This is a genomic window from Thermodesulfobacteriota bacterium (assembly GCA_031082315.1).
GTDB lineage: Bacteria > Desulfobacterota > QYQD01 > QYQD01 > QYQD01 > QYQD01.
Window position 1 is genome coordinate 37,368 of sequence record JAVHLC010000004.1, and the last position, 18,416, is coordinate 55,783.

An 18,416-nucleotide genomic window follows, 5' to 3' on the forward strand; every position below is an offset into this window, starting at 1 on the left:
TAACCCTTTCTTCAGAAAATATTTACTGAATAACAAATTCGCTAAAATAAACCCCTTTAACCTTATTCTTTCCCAGATAATGGTTGGCGCGCATTATGATCTCATCGCGTAACTTGATCTTTCCTTCCAGGGTCATTACCTCTTCATACCTTTTGCTTGTAAGAAGCATAATGATAGTATCCCGCAATTGCGGGATATGCTTCTCGGCCTCAGCCTTAACTTTTTCATCTTCGCCTTCAAGCTCCAGGTCTATCTTCATCTTTAGATATCTCGTCCCCTCGCCGTCTATAAGAAGATTGACGATAAAGGGATCCAGAGGCAGAAATATTCCCACCTTCTCCGCCCCTTCTGTCTTCTTTTCTTTAGCAACAGCGGCCTTTTTCTCCTGGTGTATAAATTTAGGCCCGATATACATGGTATAGGCAAGGTATCCGCCGGCAGAAAGGGCTAAGACAATGACAACGATAATAATCAGGGAAAACAGTTTTCCTTTCTTTGGTTTCTCTTCCCCGGCCTCCTCTATTTCCTCGGCTTCTTTTTTCTCCTTCTCCGCCATACTCATGTCTCCCTGGATAAAAAATTTACCCATAAGTGAGCAAAGAATATGCCAGGCATACTATTCCGGCCTAACTTGCTGTTTTTAAAAGTACTTAAGATCACTAAGCAGGGATGGGCTTCTGAGATATTGGGACGTCAAAGTTATGTTAACCGTCAAGTCTTTGACAACTACACATAAACTCGCCATTAAATCAATCTATTAGCATTGACGGCTTCGTAAAAAATAACAAATTACCGCAGAGGTCGCAGAGAACGCGGAGATAACATATTGAATAGTCTATATTTTCCACTCTGTGGACTCGGCGTGCTCTGCGGTGAATCAGCATTGGCTCTACACAAAGAAATGCAAAAAATATTTATCGTGGTCTTTCTTTCAGCCGAAACGATAAATAAAGGGACAGTAAAAACAACAGACATATCTAAGGAATGGCATCTACAATCACAAGGAGGTGATTATGGTGTTCATGGGCAAGAAAGAAAGGAGCTGCCCGTATTTTGTAGCAAAGGTCGTAGTTTGTACCCTGCTTCAATACGGGTGTGGCACCTTTGACTGCGGGCATACGCAGGCATCGGACAAGCCTTTTCACTTAGTGGAGATCGAAGACGGCCAGTTTATTGCTATATGCGATGATTGTAATAAAGGTGAAAAGGCAAAAGAAACTATGTGCCACTAATCCGGCAGAAGATTGATTCCGGCAGTAACCCCGGACATACGCGCATAATTTTATCCAATTTGCGAAAGCGGATAACTTTCCGCAAACCCCTCCTCCCGACAAACCCCTGCTAACCCGGCGCTCTTGCTGCGGATAAATATCCCACATAATCGCCCCGCTTGAGTTTTCTCCTGAACCGGCCAGGCCGCTGCCAATGCGCGGTGATAATCTCCACGGTCACATCCCCAACAGTAGAATTTGGTTGACATTTTTGCCTATATGTCTTTAATAGGGAACCTTTGTCCTTAGCTGTACAAACATGTCCAGACTGAGAGAGAAATAGCGGGAGTTCAATATACTATGAACCTGATGGTTCGTGATGCAGCCCGGTTGTTGAAAGTCTCGGAAAAGACGATTTATCGCTGGATAACCCAGGGAAAACTGCCTGCATACTGTGTTAACGAGCAATATCGTTTTAACAGAGTCGAGCTGCTTGAGTGGGCTACGGCCCGCCACATAAATGTCTCGCCTGAAATCTTCTCCGAGCCCGCAAGCGAATTACCTATGCCAAGCCTTGGAGCAGCCCTTCAGGCCGGGGGCATTCATTACCGTATTAGCGGAAAAAACCGGGAAGATGTACTTCTGGCTCTGGTTATGCATATGCACCTGCCGGAAGGCGTAGACCGGGATTTTCTATTCCGGGTCTTGTTGGCCCGGGAGGAGTTGGGATCTACCGGCATCGGGGACGGCATTGCCATCCCCCACTTGCGTAATCCCGTGATAATTCATGTAACTCATCCCATAGTCATGCTTTGTTTCCTGGAGACACCGGTTGACTTTGGCGCTTTGGATGGCAAACCCGTCCATACCGTCTTCACCGTGGCCAGCCCTACGGTCCGGGTACACCTGCACGTACTCTCTCGTCTTTCCTTTATCCTCCGAAACGATCAATTCCGGGAGCTGCTGGCTGCCCAAGGTTCGCGAGAGGAAATATTTACCTTTATCGCACAAATCGAGAGCGGCTTCGCAAAAAACACAACTGCTGAAAAGGCTCCAAACCAAACATCATGAATGTGCTTTTGATGGCAATAGCCACCATGGTTCTCGGTGGACTGGCGGCGCTCGGTGCGCGCCGGCCCTGCCTGGCAACCAGACTGGGTTCCGGCGGCGTAATACTTGGAAGTTTGATCGGGCTGGTACCTGCGATCCGTGTGCTTGCGTCCGGATCCGCTGAAGCCGTCAGTTATACATGGAGTGTCCCTTACGGGTCCTTTGCTGTGGGCATCGATCCACTTTCGGCATTTTTTCTCCTTCCGGTTCTGGGAATTTCGGCGCTGGCGGCCCTGTACGGCACCGAGTACCTGACCCCTTATTACGGCAAGTATTCGGTCCGCGGGCACTGGTTTTTCTACAGCCTGCTCGTGGCCAGTATGAGCATGGTGCTCGTGGCGCGCAACGCGGTGCTCTTTCTCGTGGCCTGGGAGCTCATGTCCGTCGCCTCCTTTTTCCTCGTGACTTTTGAGCATCACAAAGAGAGCGTTCGAGACGCAGGGTGGACGTACCTCGTAGCCACGCACGTGGGTGCTGCATTTTTGCTGGCGTTCTTTGTCCTGCTTGGGAACGAGGTGGGATCATTCGACTTCGACCGCATCTGTGCCTTTGGGGTACCAACATCGGCCGGAGTGCTTTTTCTCCTTTCCGTGGTCGGGTTCGGGGCCAAAGCCGGTTTTCTGCCTTTGCACGTATGGCTGCCGGAAGCCCATCCCGCAGCGCCGAGTCACGTCTCGGCCCTTATGTCCGGAGTTATGATCAAGACCGGTATCTACGGAATCCTTCGGGCCCTGACCTTTCTGGGACCTCCCTCACCTTGGTGGGGATATTTGCTGGTGGCCATAGGGCTGACTTCAGGAATTATGGGGGTACTCTTTGCCCTGGCGCAGCACGACCTGAAGCGCCTTCTGGCCTATCACAGCGTGGAGAACATCGGGATCATCGCCCTTGGATTAGGCGTGGGGGTCATCGGGGCGGGCATAGGGTCGCCCGCGCTGATCGTCTTGGGACTTTCCGGTGGTCTGCTCCACGTGCTGAACCACGCCATATTCAAGAGTCTTCTTTTCCTCGGAGCCGGCTCGGTTTTTCACGGTACGGGGACCAGGGAGATTGATCTTCTGGGTGGACTTCTGAAAAGGCTGCCATGGACCGGTGTGACCTTTCTTATCGGCGCGGCGGCGATCTGCGGCCTGCCGCCCCTGAATGGATTCGTAAGCGAATTTCTGATCTACCTGGGCGCCTTCCGGGGTGGAGCGGTGAATGATGCAGCCGTGGTCGGCACTCTGTCTGCCGTCATTGCCGGCCTGGCCCTGATCGGAGGACTGGCTGCGGCCTGCTTTGCCAAAGCCTTCGGCATTATCTTCCTCGGCGAGCCGCGGAGCGACCTGTCCCGGACCCACGAGGCGGGATGGGCCATGCGCCTTCCGATGGGCGTGCTGGCCGCCGGTTGCGTTCTGATCGGGCTTCTGGCGCCCTTGGCCCTCAGGCTCATGGCGCCCGTGGTGGCACAGCTTGCGCCGCTGGCACGAAACGTGGTGCGAGCGGAACTCATGACAGCTGCCCAGCCGCTCGCCGTGGTGGCGCGGGGAGCTTGCGGCCTGCTGGCCATGATTGGTGCGCTTGCACTGCTGCGGCGCCGGCTCCTGGCAAGGCGTACCATAGGGGAAGGCGTTACCTGGGATTGCGGGTATGCCCAGCCCTCGCCGCGCATGCAGTACACCGCGTCCTCCTTTGCTCAACCCCTGACGGATTTCTTCCGCATTTTTCTCTGGACAGAACGCCGCATCTCGCGGCCTTCCGGTCTTTTCCCGCGGAGTGCGGCCCTCCATACGTTTACTCCGGATACTTACCGCGAGAAGCTGTACGCTCCCGTGTTTCGCGGCGTGGTATGGGGCCTTTCGAGACTGCGCTGGTTGCAGCACGGCCGCGTGCAATTGTACATGCTCTATATCGCCGTGGCCCTCATGGCGTTGATCGTATGGAAACTGGGGTGAGTGCAATGAACACTGCCGGATATGTCTCCTGGTTCCTGGCCCTTTTGCTGTCCCCCTTGCTCCTCGGCATCATAAACCGGACCAAGGCGTTCTTTGCCGGACGCCGGGGGGCGCCCCTCGTGCAGGCCTATTTTGATTGCTGGAAGCTCCTGCAGAAAGGTGCGGTCTACAGCCGCACAACCACATGGGTCTTTGTGAGCGGCCCCGTGGTCGGACTGGCAGCGGTATCGGCGGCAGCGGCCCTGGTTCCTCTGGGCAGTATAGGTGCGCCCGTCTCCTTTGCCGGTGATCTGATATTGTTCGCGTATCTGCTGGGGTTAATGCGTTTTTTTACAGTGGTTGCGGCCCTCGACACCGGTTCCAGCTTCGAGGGCATGGGTGCCAGCCGCGAGGTGTGGTTTTCCGCTCTGGCGGAACCGGCCCTCTTGCTGGGACTGGCAGTGCTGGCGCGGGAAACAAAGAGCCTTTCCCTCTCGGGCATGATCTTCGCCCTGACGGGCGAGGTCTGGACGCGGTCCGGCATCATCCTGCTGCTCCTGGCGGTAGCCCTGTTTATTGTCCTCCTGGCGGAAAACGCCCGTATCCCGGTGGATGACCCGAACACGCACCTGGAACTGACGATGATCCACGAGGTCATGGTCCTTGACCACAGCGGCCCGGATTTCGGTTTCATTCTCTACGGAGCGGCCCTCAAGCTCTGGGTGCTGAGTGCCATTCTGGTAGGGTTGGTGGTGCCGGTCCGGACGGGCAATCCCTGGCTTGACGGGGCGGCCGTCCTTGTCGGGATTATGGCGGTCGCGGTGCTGGTAGGGATTGTGGAATCGTGTATGGCGCGCCTGCGCCTGGTGCGCGTGCCGCAGCTCCTGGTGGGGGCGGGCGCATTCTCCACCCTGGCTCTGATTCTGGCTCTGAGGTAAAGATGAATACCTGGTTTGACACCATTACCCTGCTTTTGATCCTGAGCAACCTGGCGCTGCTTGGATCGAGCCAGCTCGGTTTTTGTATCCGGGTTGTGGCGGTCCAGGGAATAGCCCTGGGCCTTCTGCCCATTCTGTTCGGTTCTGCGGAATGGAGCGTTCATGCCATAGTGCTCGCCGCAAGCGCTCTGGTTCTTAAGGGTGTGGTCTTTCCGTGGCTGCTCTTTAAGGCATTGAGGGCCGCGGACGTCCGGCGCGAGACCGAGCCCTTTGTGGGGTATGTATTGTCCCTCATCTTCGGGGTCGTGGCCCTCGCCGTCGTCCTCTGCATGAGATCGCGTCTGGCGCTGCCTGTTTCAGCGGATTTGCGGCTAATGGTGGCCATCGCCTTTTTCACCATCCTTGTGGGATTCTTCCTTATCGTGACCCGCAAGAAAGCGCTCACCCAAGTCCTGGGTTATCTGGTGCTGGAGAACGGCATCTACGCTTTCGGGACCACCATATCGTCCGAACAGCCGTGGCTGGTGGAAATGGGTGTCCTGCTCGACGTCTTCGTAGCCGTCTTCATTATGGGAATCATGATCTTCCACATAAGCCGCGAGTTCGACCACATCGATACCCACAGGCTCGCTCGTCTCAGCGACTGGAACCAGGGCGAAACTGAGGAATCCAACCCATGACGCTTGCTCTCGTCCTTATTCCCGCCGCCGCAGCCCTTGCCTGCTTTGTCATCCGCTACGATGCCTTGCGGCGCGCCTTGCTTGTTGCCACGGCACTGGCGCATCTGGCGATGACCGCGGCCTCATGGATGAAAAGACCGGTTCCGGCCCTGGGCGGGTGGCTGGCCGTGGATGCGGGCGGCCTCGTCTTCTTGAGCATTACCAGTGTGCTTTTTCTGGCCTCCGCCCTCTACGCGCTGGGGTACCTGAAGCGTGAACCCCACGGAGAGCGGAAAGACTTTGAAGAGGGCGTACTCTTTACCAATGCCCCGGAGGCGGTATTCACCGGGTGCCTCCTCTTTTTTCTGGCCACCATGACGCTTGTGACCATAAGCCAGCATTTCGGGCTCCTCTGGGTGGCGGTCGAGGCTACGACCCTGGCCAGCGCCCCCCTGATATATTTCCATCGGCACGACCGCTCTCTCGAGGCCACCTGGAAGTATCTGCTGCTCTGCTCGGTCGGGATCGCTCTGGCCCTGCTTGGCAATTTCTTCCTCACCGTAGCCGCATCGGCTCCCGGTGGCGGTTCCATACCGCTCGTTGTGGCCGATCTCATGGCGCAGGCCGGCAAGCTGAACGTGCCCTGGCTGAAGGCCGCGTTCGTACTGCTTCTGATCGGGTACGGGACCAAGATGGGACTTGCCCCCATGCATACCTGGCTGCCCGACGCACACAGTGAATCCCCATCGCTTGTTTCGGCGCTTCTCTCCGGAGCGCTCCTCAACTGCGCATTCCTGGGCATCCTGCGCATCCAGCAGGTGTGCAGCGCAGCCGGTATCGAGGCCTTTGGCCGGGAGGCGTTTATCGCCTTCGGCCTCGTGTCCATGGCCGTTGCCGCCGTGTTCATCATTGCCCAGACGGATTTTAAACGAATGCTGGCCTACTCCAGTGTAGAACATATGGGCATCCTCTCCCTGGGAGTGGGCCTGGGCGGGGACGGAATCTTCGGCGCCGTCTTTCACGCCGTCAACCACTCCCTGACTAAAGGGATGCTCTTTCTCGTAGCCGGAAATCTGCTGACAGTGTACGCAACAAAATCTACCGCACGGGTCCGGGGCATCCTGCAACTCGTACCGGCATCAGGCGTACTGTGGGTTGCCGGATTTCTGTCCATTACGGGCGCGCCTCCCTTCGGTACTTTTGTAAGTGAATTCATTATCCTCAAGGCAGCATTCGACAAGGGATACACCGTTGTGGCCGTAACCTATCTATTGCTCCTTTCTACCATCTTTGCCGGAATGGCTGCTATTGTGATCCGTATGGCCCAGGGTAAGGCCCCTGAAGATCAGGGACCATCCCGCGCGGAACCGCTGCTGGCGCTTGTGCCTGCGGCAGCGCTCGGGGCGTTTGTCCTGATGCTGGGTCTGTATTTGCCGCCTTTTTTGGGCCGCACCCTGCATGAGGCGGCCATAATGCTTGGAGGATCTTGAAAAATGGGGCCAAAGCGTCTTCGCGCCTATAATAGCTGCCCGGTGGGTCTCCGCGATATACCGCTCGTTTCCACCGCTGAATTTAGAGAAACCGTGGTTCGCAGTGTGGCCGACGGCGCACGCCTTGCCGCCCTTTTTGGGAGGCCGCATGGGCCGAACACGCTTCGCCTTCTGGCCGTACTGGCCCGGAGCAGCGAAGGAGCGCTCTTTATTGTCGAGACCGAAGTCTCCGATTGCTATCCGTCGCTTACCGTTGACTGTCCGCAGGCCCACTGGTTCGAACGGGAGATGGCCGAACAATGGGGGGTGCGGCCCTTGGGACACCCCTGGCTGAAGCCCATACGGTTCCATCATTCCTACCGCCCGGGTTACGACGCCTGGGCGCGTTCCGCCACTGAGGCCATTCAGCCCTCGGTGACCGACTTTTTCCAGGTTGCCGGCGAAGAGGTCCATGACGTGGCGGTAGGTCCGGTACACGCCGGGATAATTGAACCCGGTCATTTCCGTTTTCAATGCCACGGAGAAAACGTTTATCACCTGGAAATATCACTTGGATATCAGCACCGCGGAGTCGAACGGGCCATGCTCGGCGGACCGACCTCGCGCAGCGCTCACTATATGGAAACCCTGGCCGGTGATACGTCCGTAGGCCATATGACCGCATATTGCCAGGCCATAGAGGCTTTGCAGGGCTGTATAGTGCCGGCTCGGGCTTACGCCTTGCGTGCCGTGGCGCTCGAGATTGAGAGACTCGCCAATCATACCGGAGATCTTGGCGCGCTGGCCGGCGACGTGGGATATTTGCCTACGGCAGCTCATTGCGGCCGTCTGCGTGGCGACTTTCTAAACCTGACTGCGCTCCTTTGTGGAAATCGTTTCGGGCGAGGGCTGGTGCGGCCGGGCGGTGTGGTTTTTGACCTGGACGCCGATCAGGCCAAGCTCTTGCTGGAGAGAATAGGGCGGATTTACAACAATGTGACCACGGCCGTAGATCTCCTCTGGAAGACGCCGTCCGTCGTGGGGCGATTTGAGAAGACGGGAAGGGTGCTGCGCCAGACCTGTGAAGACCTGGGACTGGTGGGGCCGGCTGCACGCGCCTGCGGCCTGGAACGGGATGTCCGCTACGAGTTCCCGTCAGGAATCTATGCCCTACGCCATATTCCGATTGCGATAGGGGAAACAGGCGATGTCTTTGCGCGCGCATACGTAAGGTGGCTGGAAATCCAGCGTTCCGTGGCCTTCATTCAGGAACAGCTAGAGATGCTCCCGGGCGGACCCATACGGGCTGCGACCGGGGAACTGCCGCCTGAGCGCCTCGTGGTTTCCCTGGCAGAGGGCTGGCGCGGGGAAATCTGCCACGTGGCAGTGACGGACGTCGGGGGGCGCTTCGCCCATTACAAGGTGGTGGACCCGTCCTTTCACAACTGGATGGGACTGGCCATGGCCTTGCGTGACCAGCAGATCTCGGATTTTCCGCTCTGCAACAAGAGCTTCAATTTGTCGTATTGCGGACACGACCTGTGAATCGGGAGATGGAATGCTCAAGGAGTTAGTTGCTCGATGTAAGCTGGGATACGGCACGATTCCCTTCCCCGCGAAAGAACCGATATTGCCGGACCGTTACCGGGGATGCCCGGTAGTGGATGCGGCGCGGTGCCCCGGACAGTGCCGGGTCTGCGCGGAAGTCTGCCCCACGAGCGCAGTAAAGGTATCAGCAGATGGTCTGCATCTCGATCTCGGGCGATGTCTCTTTTGCGGGGAATGTGAAACTGCATGTCCCGTGAATGCGATCCGTTTTTCCCGGGAATACCGCATGGCTGCCAGACGGCGGCAAGACCTGGTTCTACCGGGTACAGGTACGGGGACTGCCCGGGCCCTTGATGCCCGAATGAAACGTCTGCTCGGCCGGGCGCTGCGGCTGCGGCAGGTAAGCGCCGGCGGATGCAATGCCTGCGAGGCGGACACGAATGTGCTCACTACCGTTGTCTTCGACCTCGGCCGTTTCGGTATTCAGTTTGTCGCCTCACCCCGCCATGCAGATGGAATCCTCGTGACCGGCCCGGTGACGGAGAATATGAAGCCGGCTTTAATAAAAACCTATGAAGCGGTTCCTGCACCGAAAATTGTCATTGCCGTGGGCGCCTGCGCCATTGCGGGCGGACCCTATGCCGGACACAAAGAAGTGCATGACGGTGTGGAAGGTATCCTTCCTGTCGATCTGTACATTCCCGGTTGCCCGCCGCATCCCATTGTGATCCTGGATGGCCTGTTACGCCTTCTGGGGCGTATCGGAAAGTAGAAGCTCAAAGCCGAAAGAATATTCAGGGCGTCTATAAATTTATGGACTTAGGGGACGTTGTTGAAAACAGTCACTTATTTTTCATAGATTCCGAATTTTGTATAGCCTTGACAATGGCCGAGGTGCATACCCCCAATTGCCTGGCTATCTCAGCCGCCGGGATTCCTAGTTCAGAACTTAACTGATACGCAATCCTGGCTCTGGCACTGGAAACCTTTCTCCTCCGTCCTCCCATGCGCAGTTCCTGTTCATTTACCCCTTCTTCCTTGCATATTTTCTTTATTAATTGGTCTATCAGGGCTGTTCTTTCCCTTGGCCGTAGTTGCCTTTTTAAATTCCGGTCGGCTTCTTTCAATATCTCTGTTACAAAGTCTTCTCTACCCAAGATGCGGGCATCATGCGTTATGGAATCCTTTTTATCCCGGAGAGACAATACCTGTGACCAGCCGCCCAGACTTCGGATCAGGCCTCCTCCTATCAACTCCGACCGCTTCCCTTGATCTTTTCCTTCCTCCATAAACTTGCGATAGGTCCGAACCGCCCTTCCTTTGTATTCACTAAATTGCCTGAGCACATAGTCTCTTTCCTGCCAGTTATTTTTTATTTTCCCCACTAAGACGCCATGACCACTCCAGGGATAACGGTCTAATTCTTCCATGCTTTTTACTATGGAGGCCCTCAAGGGGTTTAAATGGATATAACAGACCAGTGCTAATAGATATGGTTCCTCTTCGCAGAGGATGGACTTGTATCGGTTTTGAAAGAGGTGACCGGTTCTCTGGTGTCTCCGGTTATAGGAGATGGCATAGCCGGTTAAAAGACGCCGCATAAACTTGGAGATACCCTGATGGCCGCTGAAAAGAAGCAGATGGACATGGTTGTTCATCAGAACCCAGGCCAGGATTCTGGTGCCGGTCTCTTCAATCAATTGCGCGATGCGAGAAAGAAAATCTTTTCTGTCTGTATTATCCCGAAAGATATTCTGGCCTTCGATTCCACGGATCATTACATGGTGAAGGGTTCCCGGGGTATCTAATCTGGCTTGCCGAGGCATGGAGGTTTCTTAGCATAAAGCTATGCCCTTGTAAAGTGATAGTTTTCAACAACGTCCCCTTATTTCTTAGAGATGTCCCAGAAAATTAAGCCGTCTGGTGTAGCCCCCTGTTCAACAACGAAGGTTGATTTATCCAGTAGTGGCGAGTTTCTGCGCCTCCTGTTCCACGGCTTGAATCATTGCCTGGATTGACTCGACCTCCGTCTCCTCGAAATAAGACTCGCCACACTGCTGACAAGTCCAGGCCGGGACGTCATCGAGCGTTAAGTGTACCCCTTTCCTGTCAATATGGAATGGGGCCTTCCCTCGTTTCATTTCACCTTTACAATACATACACTTCATTACCTTTTCCTCACCTTGAAGCCTTCCTCCCAATCATCCAGAGTGGGAATGTAGGCTGTTATGATTGCAAGATACTCATCTTTAGGCGCACAAACCACATGGATAGATCTTCCACTTGCCCCCTTACCCATAAGTAAGCAACTATGGCCTCGGACATCATCGGGGTAATCTTCTATTATTTCTCCATTTGCAATGATCTGTCTTATCTCTGAAGGCGAAATCATCCGCTCTGATCGCATCATTTGCCGCACAGCGTGGGGAAGAAATAGAAGCCGTTGAGCAGCGCGCTCATAAATCAATTTTATCAAATTCTTAGAGTCTTGCATATCTTACACAGCCATTCAGACATAACCTATTGTTCTTGTAAAAGCCGCTGAACATTATATATCGAGCAGACTCTTCTTTTTAGCATATCACCTAAATATCATTCAGTTTATACAACAATCGGGTGAATAACACAATAAGTCTAATTTTGATTAAGACGACTGACGGAATTATTGCGGTTATTCAGGACGAAGAGGCTGAAAGGTAATTCGCAGATTTGACAAAAAAAGGGGCTATCTGCCGAAAGCGGATAGCCCCTTGAATTTATTTGGTAGCGGGGACAGGATTTGAACCTGCGACCTTCGGGTTATGAGCCCGACGAGCTACCGGACTGCTCCACCCCGCGTCAGACGTTTTGTAAAGTACACCATAAAACCATATCTGTCAAGATGGGCAAGCCCTCAATTCATATTCTAATGAATCTTTCCATAAGCTTAAGGCCTTCCCTGATAAATAAGCCCGTTTCCTTGGCGGAAACCTCATTAAACCCGGCCTCTCGCGTCCGGCCCCGCCTGTTCGAAGAGAAGATGACAAAGGGCACAGGCTCGCCTACGTGTGTCTTTATCGAAATAGGGGTGTAATGGTCGGTCACCAGTAAGATGCGGTGCTCGCCAAATTCAGCCAGACCATCTACCACAACCTGCACTACCTTCCGGTCAAAATTCTCTATGGCCTTTATCTTTTCTTCAAGATTCCCGCCGTGGGAGGCCTCATCCGGGGCCTCCACGTGAACCACCACCAGATCCTTTTCTTTAAGAGCGGCCAGGGCGTACTCTGCTTTCCCCTGATAATTGGTGTCGAGATAACCGGTAGCGCCCGGAACGGCAATAGGTTCAAGTCCGGCATAGACGCCGATGCCCTTCAAGAGATCAACGGCCGATATTATAGCGCCCTTGATGCCGAAACGTTCGGTAAATTTCGGCATATGGGGTGCCCGTCCCTGCCCCCACAGCCACACCGCATTTGCCGGTTTTTTCCCCTCTTTCACGCGCCTCTCGTTCACCGGATGGTCCCTTAAAATAATCAATGCCTGGGATATCCAGTTAATCAGATTCGGGTCGTGTTGATAGACTCCCCAATGGGCAGAGACATCCCTGCCGGTATGGTCATGGGGCGGGACTGTAGCCAGCTTTTCCTTGCCTTCCGCCCAGACCAGGAGATGCCTGTAGCTTACCCCGGGATAAAGCGTAAGGCCGTTGACCTTCACCTTCCGGCCGATATCGGCCACAATGGCGCGGGCCTCTTCAGTAGAGATATGACCGGCGCTATAGTCAACCATAACTGTCCGGCCATCGGCCATAAAGTCCAGGGTGACCAAGTTGCACCGGAAGGCCACGTCATCAGGCGACAATCTTATCCCCATACTTCCGGCCTCAAGCGGTCCGCGACCGGTATAGCAGGAGGCAGGATCATATCCCAGTATGGAGAGATTGGCCACGTCGCTACCCGGCTCAAAACCTGGAGGCACGGTCTTTACCAACCCCAGTTCACCCTCCCGGGCCAGGAAATCCATGGCCGGAGTAGAAGCGGCCTGGAGCGGGGTCTTCCCGCCTAATTCCTCCAGCGGATAATCCCCCATGCCGTCCCCGATCAAGACTACATACTTCATATAAAGAAATTCCTAATTTCGTATCACTTTAGTGCTTTGAAATGGTCCAACCTCTAAGATTCCAGTTGCAGGGTGTCGTGCTTCGTATTTAGAAGTTACCTGTTTTACAACGTATTCTCAATTCTGATAAACATGGTCTTTGCGGTTGCCACATCCAGGCGGTCGATTTTGGCCACGGCCTTGCGCACGTTGCTCTCCCGGGCCTCATGCGTCATCATGACTATGGGAACAGAGCCGCGGACATCGCGGCCTTTTTGGATGACTGATTCTATACTGATGCCGTTGCGTCCCAGTATCCCGGAAATTTTGGATAAAACACCCGGGCTGTCCACAACAGAAAAACGCATATAGTACCGGCAGACCAAGTCATCCACAGGCTTGACCGGAAGTGACCGCAATTGATCGATCGCACACGAAAGTGCCGGGACACGCTGGGTCGTGCCCTTCAGCACATTACGGCCCAAATCAATAATGTCGCCGACCACCGCGCTGCCGGTAGGCATCATGCCTGCCCCCATCCCGTACAGAAGCACCTGCCCCACTGCATCCCCTTGTATATAAAAGGCGTTATAGACACCGTTTACATTGGCCAGGAGATGCTCGCTTGGAATCATGGTAGGGTGGACCCGGACTTCAATGGACTGACCGTCGCAGCGGGATATGGCGAGAAGTTTAACACGATAACCGAGTTCCTTGGCAAAGGCGATATCCACGGGTTCAATGCCCGCTATACCTTCTGTATAAATATCTTCCAGCCGCACGAAACTGCCGTAGGCTAATGTGCTGATAACGGCCAGTTTGTGGGCCGCATCGATCCCCTCCACATCATAGGCGGGATCCGCTTCGGCATAGCCTTTGGCCTGGGCCTCTTTCAATACATCCCCGAAAGAACTCCCTTCATCGGTCATCTTGGTCAGGATATAATTCGAAGTGCCGTTCATAATGCCCAATATGGACTGGATATGGTCTGCCACCAGACCTTCCCGTATAGACCGGATGACCGGAATACCTCCTCCTACACTGGCCTCAAAACCAATATCCACGCCCTTACGCCCGGCCGCCGTAAATATCTCCTTCCCATGAGCAGCAAGCAGGGCCTTGTTGGCGGTAACCACATGTTTACCCCGTTCGATAGCCCTGAGGATAAAACTACGCGCCGGCTCGTACCCGCCGATAAGTTCTACCACTATGGAGATTTCGTCATCGCCAAAGACGTCCTCAATATCGGTAGAGAGCATCTTTTTCGCTATCTTAAGCTTAATCCTGTCCGGATACTTATCCACAATCCGCTTGAGGACAACAGGCGCCCCCACCCGTTTAGCCAGTAAGTCTCCCTTTTCAAGGAGAATTTTGGCCACCCCGCTCCCTACGGTTCCTAACCCAATCAATCCCACGTAAATAGGTTTTGCCATGATAACCTTCCTGCCATGCCTTAATGAGGACTTAAACTCTTACCTTATTGCGCCAACCGTTGTCAAAAGAAATAATGCACTTACCCTACCTCGGCCAGCGCCAGACCCTTGGCCCAGCGATCCTCCACAATCTCCCTGAGCGCCCTATGCGTGGGCAGGCTAAGTTCCGGGTCCTCTTCTATAAGGCGAAAAGCCTCTTCACGGGCCGCCGTCAGGATAGCTATATCCCTCACAATATTGGCCGTCCTCAGCTCAGGCAGTCCGGACTGACGCGTCCCCAGGAACTCTCCGGGGCCTCTGATCTTCAGGTCCTCTTCAGCGATGCGAAAACCGTCCGTGGTCTCTTCCATCACCCTGAGACGCTGACCGGCATCGGAGTCGCGGCCCGGGCGGGCAATAAGAAAACACATTGATTCCCTTTCTCCCCGCCCTACCCGGCCTCGCAGTTGATGAAGCTGTGAGAGGCCAAAGCGTTCGGCATGCTCGATCACCATAACCGTGGCATTGGGCACATCAACGCCGACCTCCACCACAGTGGTGGAGACAAGCACCTGCACCTCTCCCCGCTTAAACCGGTTCATAACCGCCTCTTTGTCCGCCCCTTTGAGGCGACCATGGAGAAGGCCCACTGCATAATCCGGAAAGACCTCCTTTTGCAGGCGCTCAGCCATCTCCTTGGCATTAAGCAGGTCCAGGGTCTCCGACTCTTCAACCAGGGGATAGATAATATATGCCTGCCCGCCCCTGGCCAGTTCACGCCGCACCATTTCATAAACCCGCGGACGAGCCCCTTCTGCATACACCTTTGTCTGTACGGGCTTCCGTCCCATGGGAAGTTCGTCTATTATAGAGACATCCAGGTCGCCGTAGAGGGTCATGGAAAGCGTGCGCGGTATAGGAGTGGCAGTCATGACCAGGACATCCGGCCATAAAGGCCGGCCGCAGGCCGGGCTTGGCCCTTTTTCCTTCAAGGCCGCCCGCTGCAAGACACCGAAGCGATGCTGCTCATCGACAATTACCAGCCCCAGCCGGCCAAACTCAAGACCCTCCTGGATCAGGGCGTGCGTCCCTATGACCAGGCAGGGATTACCCTGACTCACATCACGGTATAACTCCTTTCTGGCGGCAGGAGGCGTACTGCCGGTAAGAAGATAGGCAGGCACAGACAGACCTTCCACCATCTTTTCGAAACTAGCGTAATGCTGTCCGGCCAGGATTTCCGTCGGCGCCATCATGGCCGCCTGAAAACCGTTACCAATGGCCGTCATGGCCGCAGCAAAGGCCACCACGGTCTTACCGCTGCCCACATCTCCCTGCACCAGCCTGTGCATGGGATAGGGCCTGCCCATATCTTTTTCGATCCCGGCCAGGACGCGCCTCTGGGCCCGGGTCAGCGGGAAAGGGAGCCCGGACATGAAATCCTGAAAAAGCCCGGGCTGACTCTTGAAGGCAATTCCCTTTTGTCTGGCCGTGCGCCTGCGTCGGAGGGCCAGACCCAGCTCCAGGAAAAAAAACTCGTCAAAGATCAGGCTATGGTGATAAGTATTCTTACCTTCTGTAAGGGCCTTCAGGCCGGTATCATCACCCGGAAAATGGAGAATAGAAAGGGCCCGGGGGAGCGAGACGAGCTTTCTTCGCCGCAATATATCCGCAGGTATAAAACTTTCCGTGGCATAAGCATACGCGGTAACAGCGCCATCTAGGATGCGCCGCATCTGCCTCTGCGATATCCCCTCTGTCTCTGAATAAACGGGTATGATCCGGCCGAAACTGGTATCTTTGCCTTCCTCGCTATCCAGGATTTCTATGTCCGGATGGATAAATTCCCTTTGTTGACGGAAGGAGTGCACCTCGCCGGAAAGGATCACCTTCAGTCCTCTTTTATATGCCCGCTCCATATATACATGGGAGAAGTTAAACCACTTGGCGGAAATCTGGCCGGTCCGGTCACGAACGATCATTTCAAACACCGCCCTGCGGCTTAACGGGTAACGAATAGTGCCGGATAAGACAATCTCACCTACTGCTACCGCCCTTTGGCCCACCTTAAGGTCAGCGATCTTTGTAACCGCCCTTCTATCGTCATAGGTGCGCGGTATAAACAAAAGGATATCTTCCAGGGTCTTGATGCCCTTCCGGGCCAGCCTGCCAGACCGGCCTTTACCCACTCCCTTTAGAAACTGGACATCCTGTGCCAATATCTTTCTGTCTTGCCGGTATTTCCTTAAGAGGACCTCTGCGGCCAAGCCGGATAATTCCCTCAGGGCCTTTGCTACCCTTTCCCGCCTATCCGGCAAGGCCTTTCCTTCATAGTCCTGGAATAGCCTTTTTATATCCAGCAACCTGACCTTCGCTTCTTCAGGTATGTCCTGAGATAAAAGCTGATCGACCGCTCCGGTTATCGTAGCGCCTAATTTCTTTACCGCCCCCAGGTTGGCAAAATCTTCCTTCGCAACGAAGAGGAGCGGATTAAGAAGGCAATCAAAATAAAAGGCGAGATGGGGCATATATATCTCCCATGCGTTGCCGGATAAAAAATCTCCTCATGCGGTCTTTATAAAGCCGGTTTACTCTTGACAACGTCCGGGAATAGTAGCATATATTCATGTTTTGTAAAAGATATTACAGGCTGAATATAGTGCCCCGTCGAAGTCAGCGTGGGTGAAGTTATATTGCCATCAAGGCATTAGACAAAACATAATCGAAAGAGCCTCTTGCAAAACTCCATTTTTTGTCATTCCTGCAACGCTTTTGAGCGGGAATCTGGTTTTATTCAAGTAAAAACCATATCCCCGATAGAATCATTCGGGGATGACAGACAATTTTGCAAGAACCTCGAAAGTTAAAATAAAATCCAAACAATCAATAAAGGAACTATAGACTGATGCAAAAAAAATATCTATTCGCCCCCGGGCCGGTGTCCATAGCCCCGAGCACCTTGCTCGCCATGGCCCAACCTATTATTCATCACCGGGCGCCGCAGTTTGCCGCTATACTGCGTGAGGTCGAAGAAGGGCTCAAGTATCTCTTCCAGACAAAAAACGACGTCCTTATCTTTGCCTCTTCCGGCACCGGGGCCATGGAAGGGGCCGTAACCAACACGTTATCCAAAGGCGACAAGGCCCTGGTCGTCCGGGGCGGTAAATTCGGAGAGCGCTGGACGGAAATCTGTGAGGCCTACGGCGTTACGGCTATAAATATAGACGTAACGTGGGGTGAGGCGGTAGATCCTGCCCTTATCCGTTCCGCCCTGGAAGCGGATAGAAGCATCAAGGCCGTATTCATTCAGGCCCATGAGACATCCACCGGTGTAAAGCACCCCATAAAGGAAGTAGGCGAGGTCGTCAGGGCCTATCCTGACACCATACTGGTCGTAGATGCCATCTCCGCCCTGGGCGTCTTTGACATCGCGGTCGATGAGTGGGGTTTGGATATCGTCGTGGCCGGTTCCCAGAAGGCATTTTGCTTGCCTCCGGGTCTGGCCTTCGCCAGCGTCAGCCCCAAGGCCTGGCAACTGGTCGAAAAGTCAAACCTGCCCAAATATTATTTCAATTTCCTTAAGGAAAGGAAATCCCTTAAAAAAGACCAGACCGCTTATACCCCGGCGGTTTCCCTGATCGCAGGTCTAATAGAAGTACTGATTAGCATAAAAAAAGAGGGTCTGGAAAAATTATTCGCCCATCATCGCCTGCTGGCCGAAGCGGCGCGTAAGGCCGTATCCGCCATGGGGCTCGAACTCTATACGGCAGTTCCCTCGGAGGCCGTCACGGTAGTTCGGGCGCCGCAAGGCGTGGACGGGCAACAGGTCGTCAAGTTACTGCGTGAGAAGTACGGCATAACCATTGCCGGTGGCCAGGGTGAGGCCAAGGGCAAGATATTCCGCATCTCTCACATGGGATATACCGACAGGTTCGAACTCATACTCGTACTCTCGGCTGTGGAGATAGTCTTAAAAGAACTTGGTTACCCTATGGAATTGGGCAGCGGGGTCAGGGCCGCGGAAGAACATCTCTTCCAGCACAGGGATGTAGCTTAAAGGATTAGACTGCAAGGAG

General features: G+C 54.3%; 16 protein-coding genes and 1 tRNA gene. 9 read left to right on the top strand and 8 right to left on the bottom strand.

What is annotated here, in order from left to right; all coding sequences use genetic code 11:
- Positions 1-22: 22 nt before the first annotated feature.
- Positions 23-556 carry a flagellar basal body-associated FliL family protein gene (locus tag RDU59_05070; protein MDQ7837845.1) on the bottom strand — a complete coding sequence of 178 codons (534 nt, stop codon included), beginning with the start codon at positions 554-556 and terminating at the stop codon, positions 23-25.
- Positions 557-1,022: 466 nt separating this feature from the next.
- Here RDU59_05070 and RDU59_05075 point away from each other — a divergent pair, with 466 nt between their 5' ends.
- The 8 genes from RDU59_05075 (at position 1,023) to nuoB (ending at position 9,620) form a co-directional block, all read left to right on the top strand.
- The gene (locus tag RDU59_05075; protein MDQ7837846.1) at positions 1,023-1,232 is read left to right on the top strand and encodes a hypothetical protein; all 210 of its coding nucleotides are present in this window, start codon (positions 1,023-1,025) and stop codon (positions 1,230-1,232) included.
- 339 nt (positions 1,233-1,571) lie between these two features.
- Positions 1,572-2,282 (top strand): PTS sugar transporter subunit IIA, encoded by a 711-nt coding sequence (locus tag RDU59_05080; GenBank protein MDQ7837847.1) that lies wholly within the window; start codon positions 1,572-1,574, stop codon positions 2,280-2,282.
- 11 nt (positions 2,283-2,293) lie between these two features.
- Positions 2,294-4,255, top strand: coding sequence for a proton-conducting transporter membrane subunit (locus RDU59_05085; protein ID MDQ7837848.1), 1,962 nt, complete (start codon positions 2,294-2,296; stop codon positions 4,253-4,255).
- A gap of 5 nt (positions 4,256-4,260) precedes the next feature.
- Complete coding sequence (locus RDU59_05090; protein ID MDQ7837849.1) at positions 4,261-5,172, top strand: NADH-quinone oxidoreductase subunit H; 912 nt, start codon at positions 4,261-4,263, stop codon at positions 5,170-5,172.
- Positions 5,173-5,174: 2 nt separating this feature from the next.
- Complete coding sequence (locus RDU59_05095) at positions 5,175-5,852, top strand: hydrogenase (GenBank protein ID MDQ7837850.1); 678 nt, start codon at positions 5,175-5,177, stop codon at positions 5,850-5,852.
- Positions 5,849-7,321 carry a proton-conducting transporter membrane subunit gene (locus tag RDU59_05100; protein MDQ7837851.1) on the top strand — a complete coding sequence of 491 codons (1,473 nt, stop codon included), beginning with the start codon at positions 5,849-5,851 and terminating at the stop codon, positions 7,319-7,321. Before RDU59_05095 ends, RDU59_05100 begins: the two co-directional genes overlap by 4 nt.
- Positions 7,322-7,324: 3 nt before the next feature.
- A complete protein-coding gene (locus RDU59_05105; protein ID MDQ7837852.1) occupies positions 7,325-8,845 on the top strand; it encodes an NADH-quinone oxidoreductase subunit C in 1,521 nt (506 codons plus the stop codon).
- A 13-nt stretch (positions 8,846-8,858) separates the two neighbouring features.
- Positions 8,859-9,620, top strand: a complete 762-nt coding sequence (nuoB, locus tag RDU59_05110; protein MDQ7837853.1) for an NADH-quinone oxidoreductase subunit NuoB — start codon at positions 8,859-8,861, stop codon at positions 9,618-9,620.
- A gap of 70 nt (positions 9,621-9,690) precedes the next feature.
- Here the strand turns inward: nuoB and RDU59_05115 are convergent, their stop codons facing one another.
- From RDU59_05115 to recG, 7 genes are all read right to left on the bottom strand, one after another.
- Positions 9,691-10,674 (bottom strand): transposase, encoded by a 984-nt coding sequence (locus RDU59_05115; GenBank protein MDQ7837854.1) that lies wholly within the window; start codon positions 10,672-10,674, stop codon positions 9,691-9,693.
- Positions 10,675-10,803: 129 nt separating this feature from the next.
- A complete protein-coding gene (locus RDU59_05120) occupies positions 10,804-11,007 on the bottom strand; it encodes a YgiT-type zinc finger protein (protein MDQ7837855.1) in 204 nt (67 codons plus the stop codon).
- 8 nt (positions 11,008-11,015) lie between these two features.
- On the bottom strand, positions 11,016-11,342 hold the full coding sequence (locus RDU59_05125; GenBank protein ID MDQ7837856.1) for a DUF4258 domain-containing protein: 327 nt from the start codon (positions 11,340-11,342) through the stop codon (positions 11,016-11,018).
- A 267-nt stretch (positions 11,343-11,609) separates the two neighbouring features.
- Positions 11,610-11,686: transfer RNA gene (locus tag RDU59_05130), tRNA-Met, on the bottom strand.
- A 60-nt stretch (positions 11,687-11,746) separates the two neighbouring features.
- Entirely contained in the window at positions 11,747-12,949 is a 1,203-nt protein-coding gene (locus RDU59_05135) for a cofactor-independent phosphoglycerate mutase (GenBank protein MDQ7837857.1), read from the bottom strand.
- Positions 12,950-13,053: 104 nt separating this feature from the next.
- Positions 13,054-14,361, bottom strand: coding sequence for a homoserine dehydrogenase (locus tag RDU59_05140; GenBank protein ID MDQ7837858.1), 1,308 nt, complete (start codon positions 14,359-14,361; stop codon positions 13,054-13,056).
- An 80-nt stretch (positions 14,362-14,441) separates the two neighbouring features.
- Entirely contained in the window at positions 14,442-16,868 is a 2,427-nt protein-coding gene (gene recG, locus RDU59_05145) for an ATP-dependent DNA helicase RecG (protein ID MDQ7837859.1), read from the bottom strand.
- Between the two features lie 377 nt (positions 16,869-17,245).
- Here recG and RDU59_05150 point away from each other — a divergent pair, with 377 nt between their 5' ends.
- Positions 17,246-18,397 (top strand): alanine--glyoxylate aminotransferase family protein, encoded by a 1,152-nt coding sequence (locus RDU59_05150; GenBank protein ID MDQ7837860.1) that lies wholly within the window; start codon positions 17,246-17,248, stop codon positions 18,395-18,397.
- The last annotated feature ends 19 nt before the right edge of the window (positions 18,398-18,416 follow it).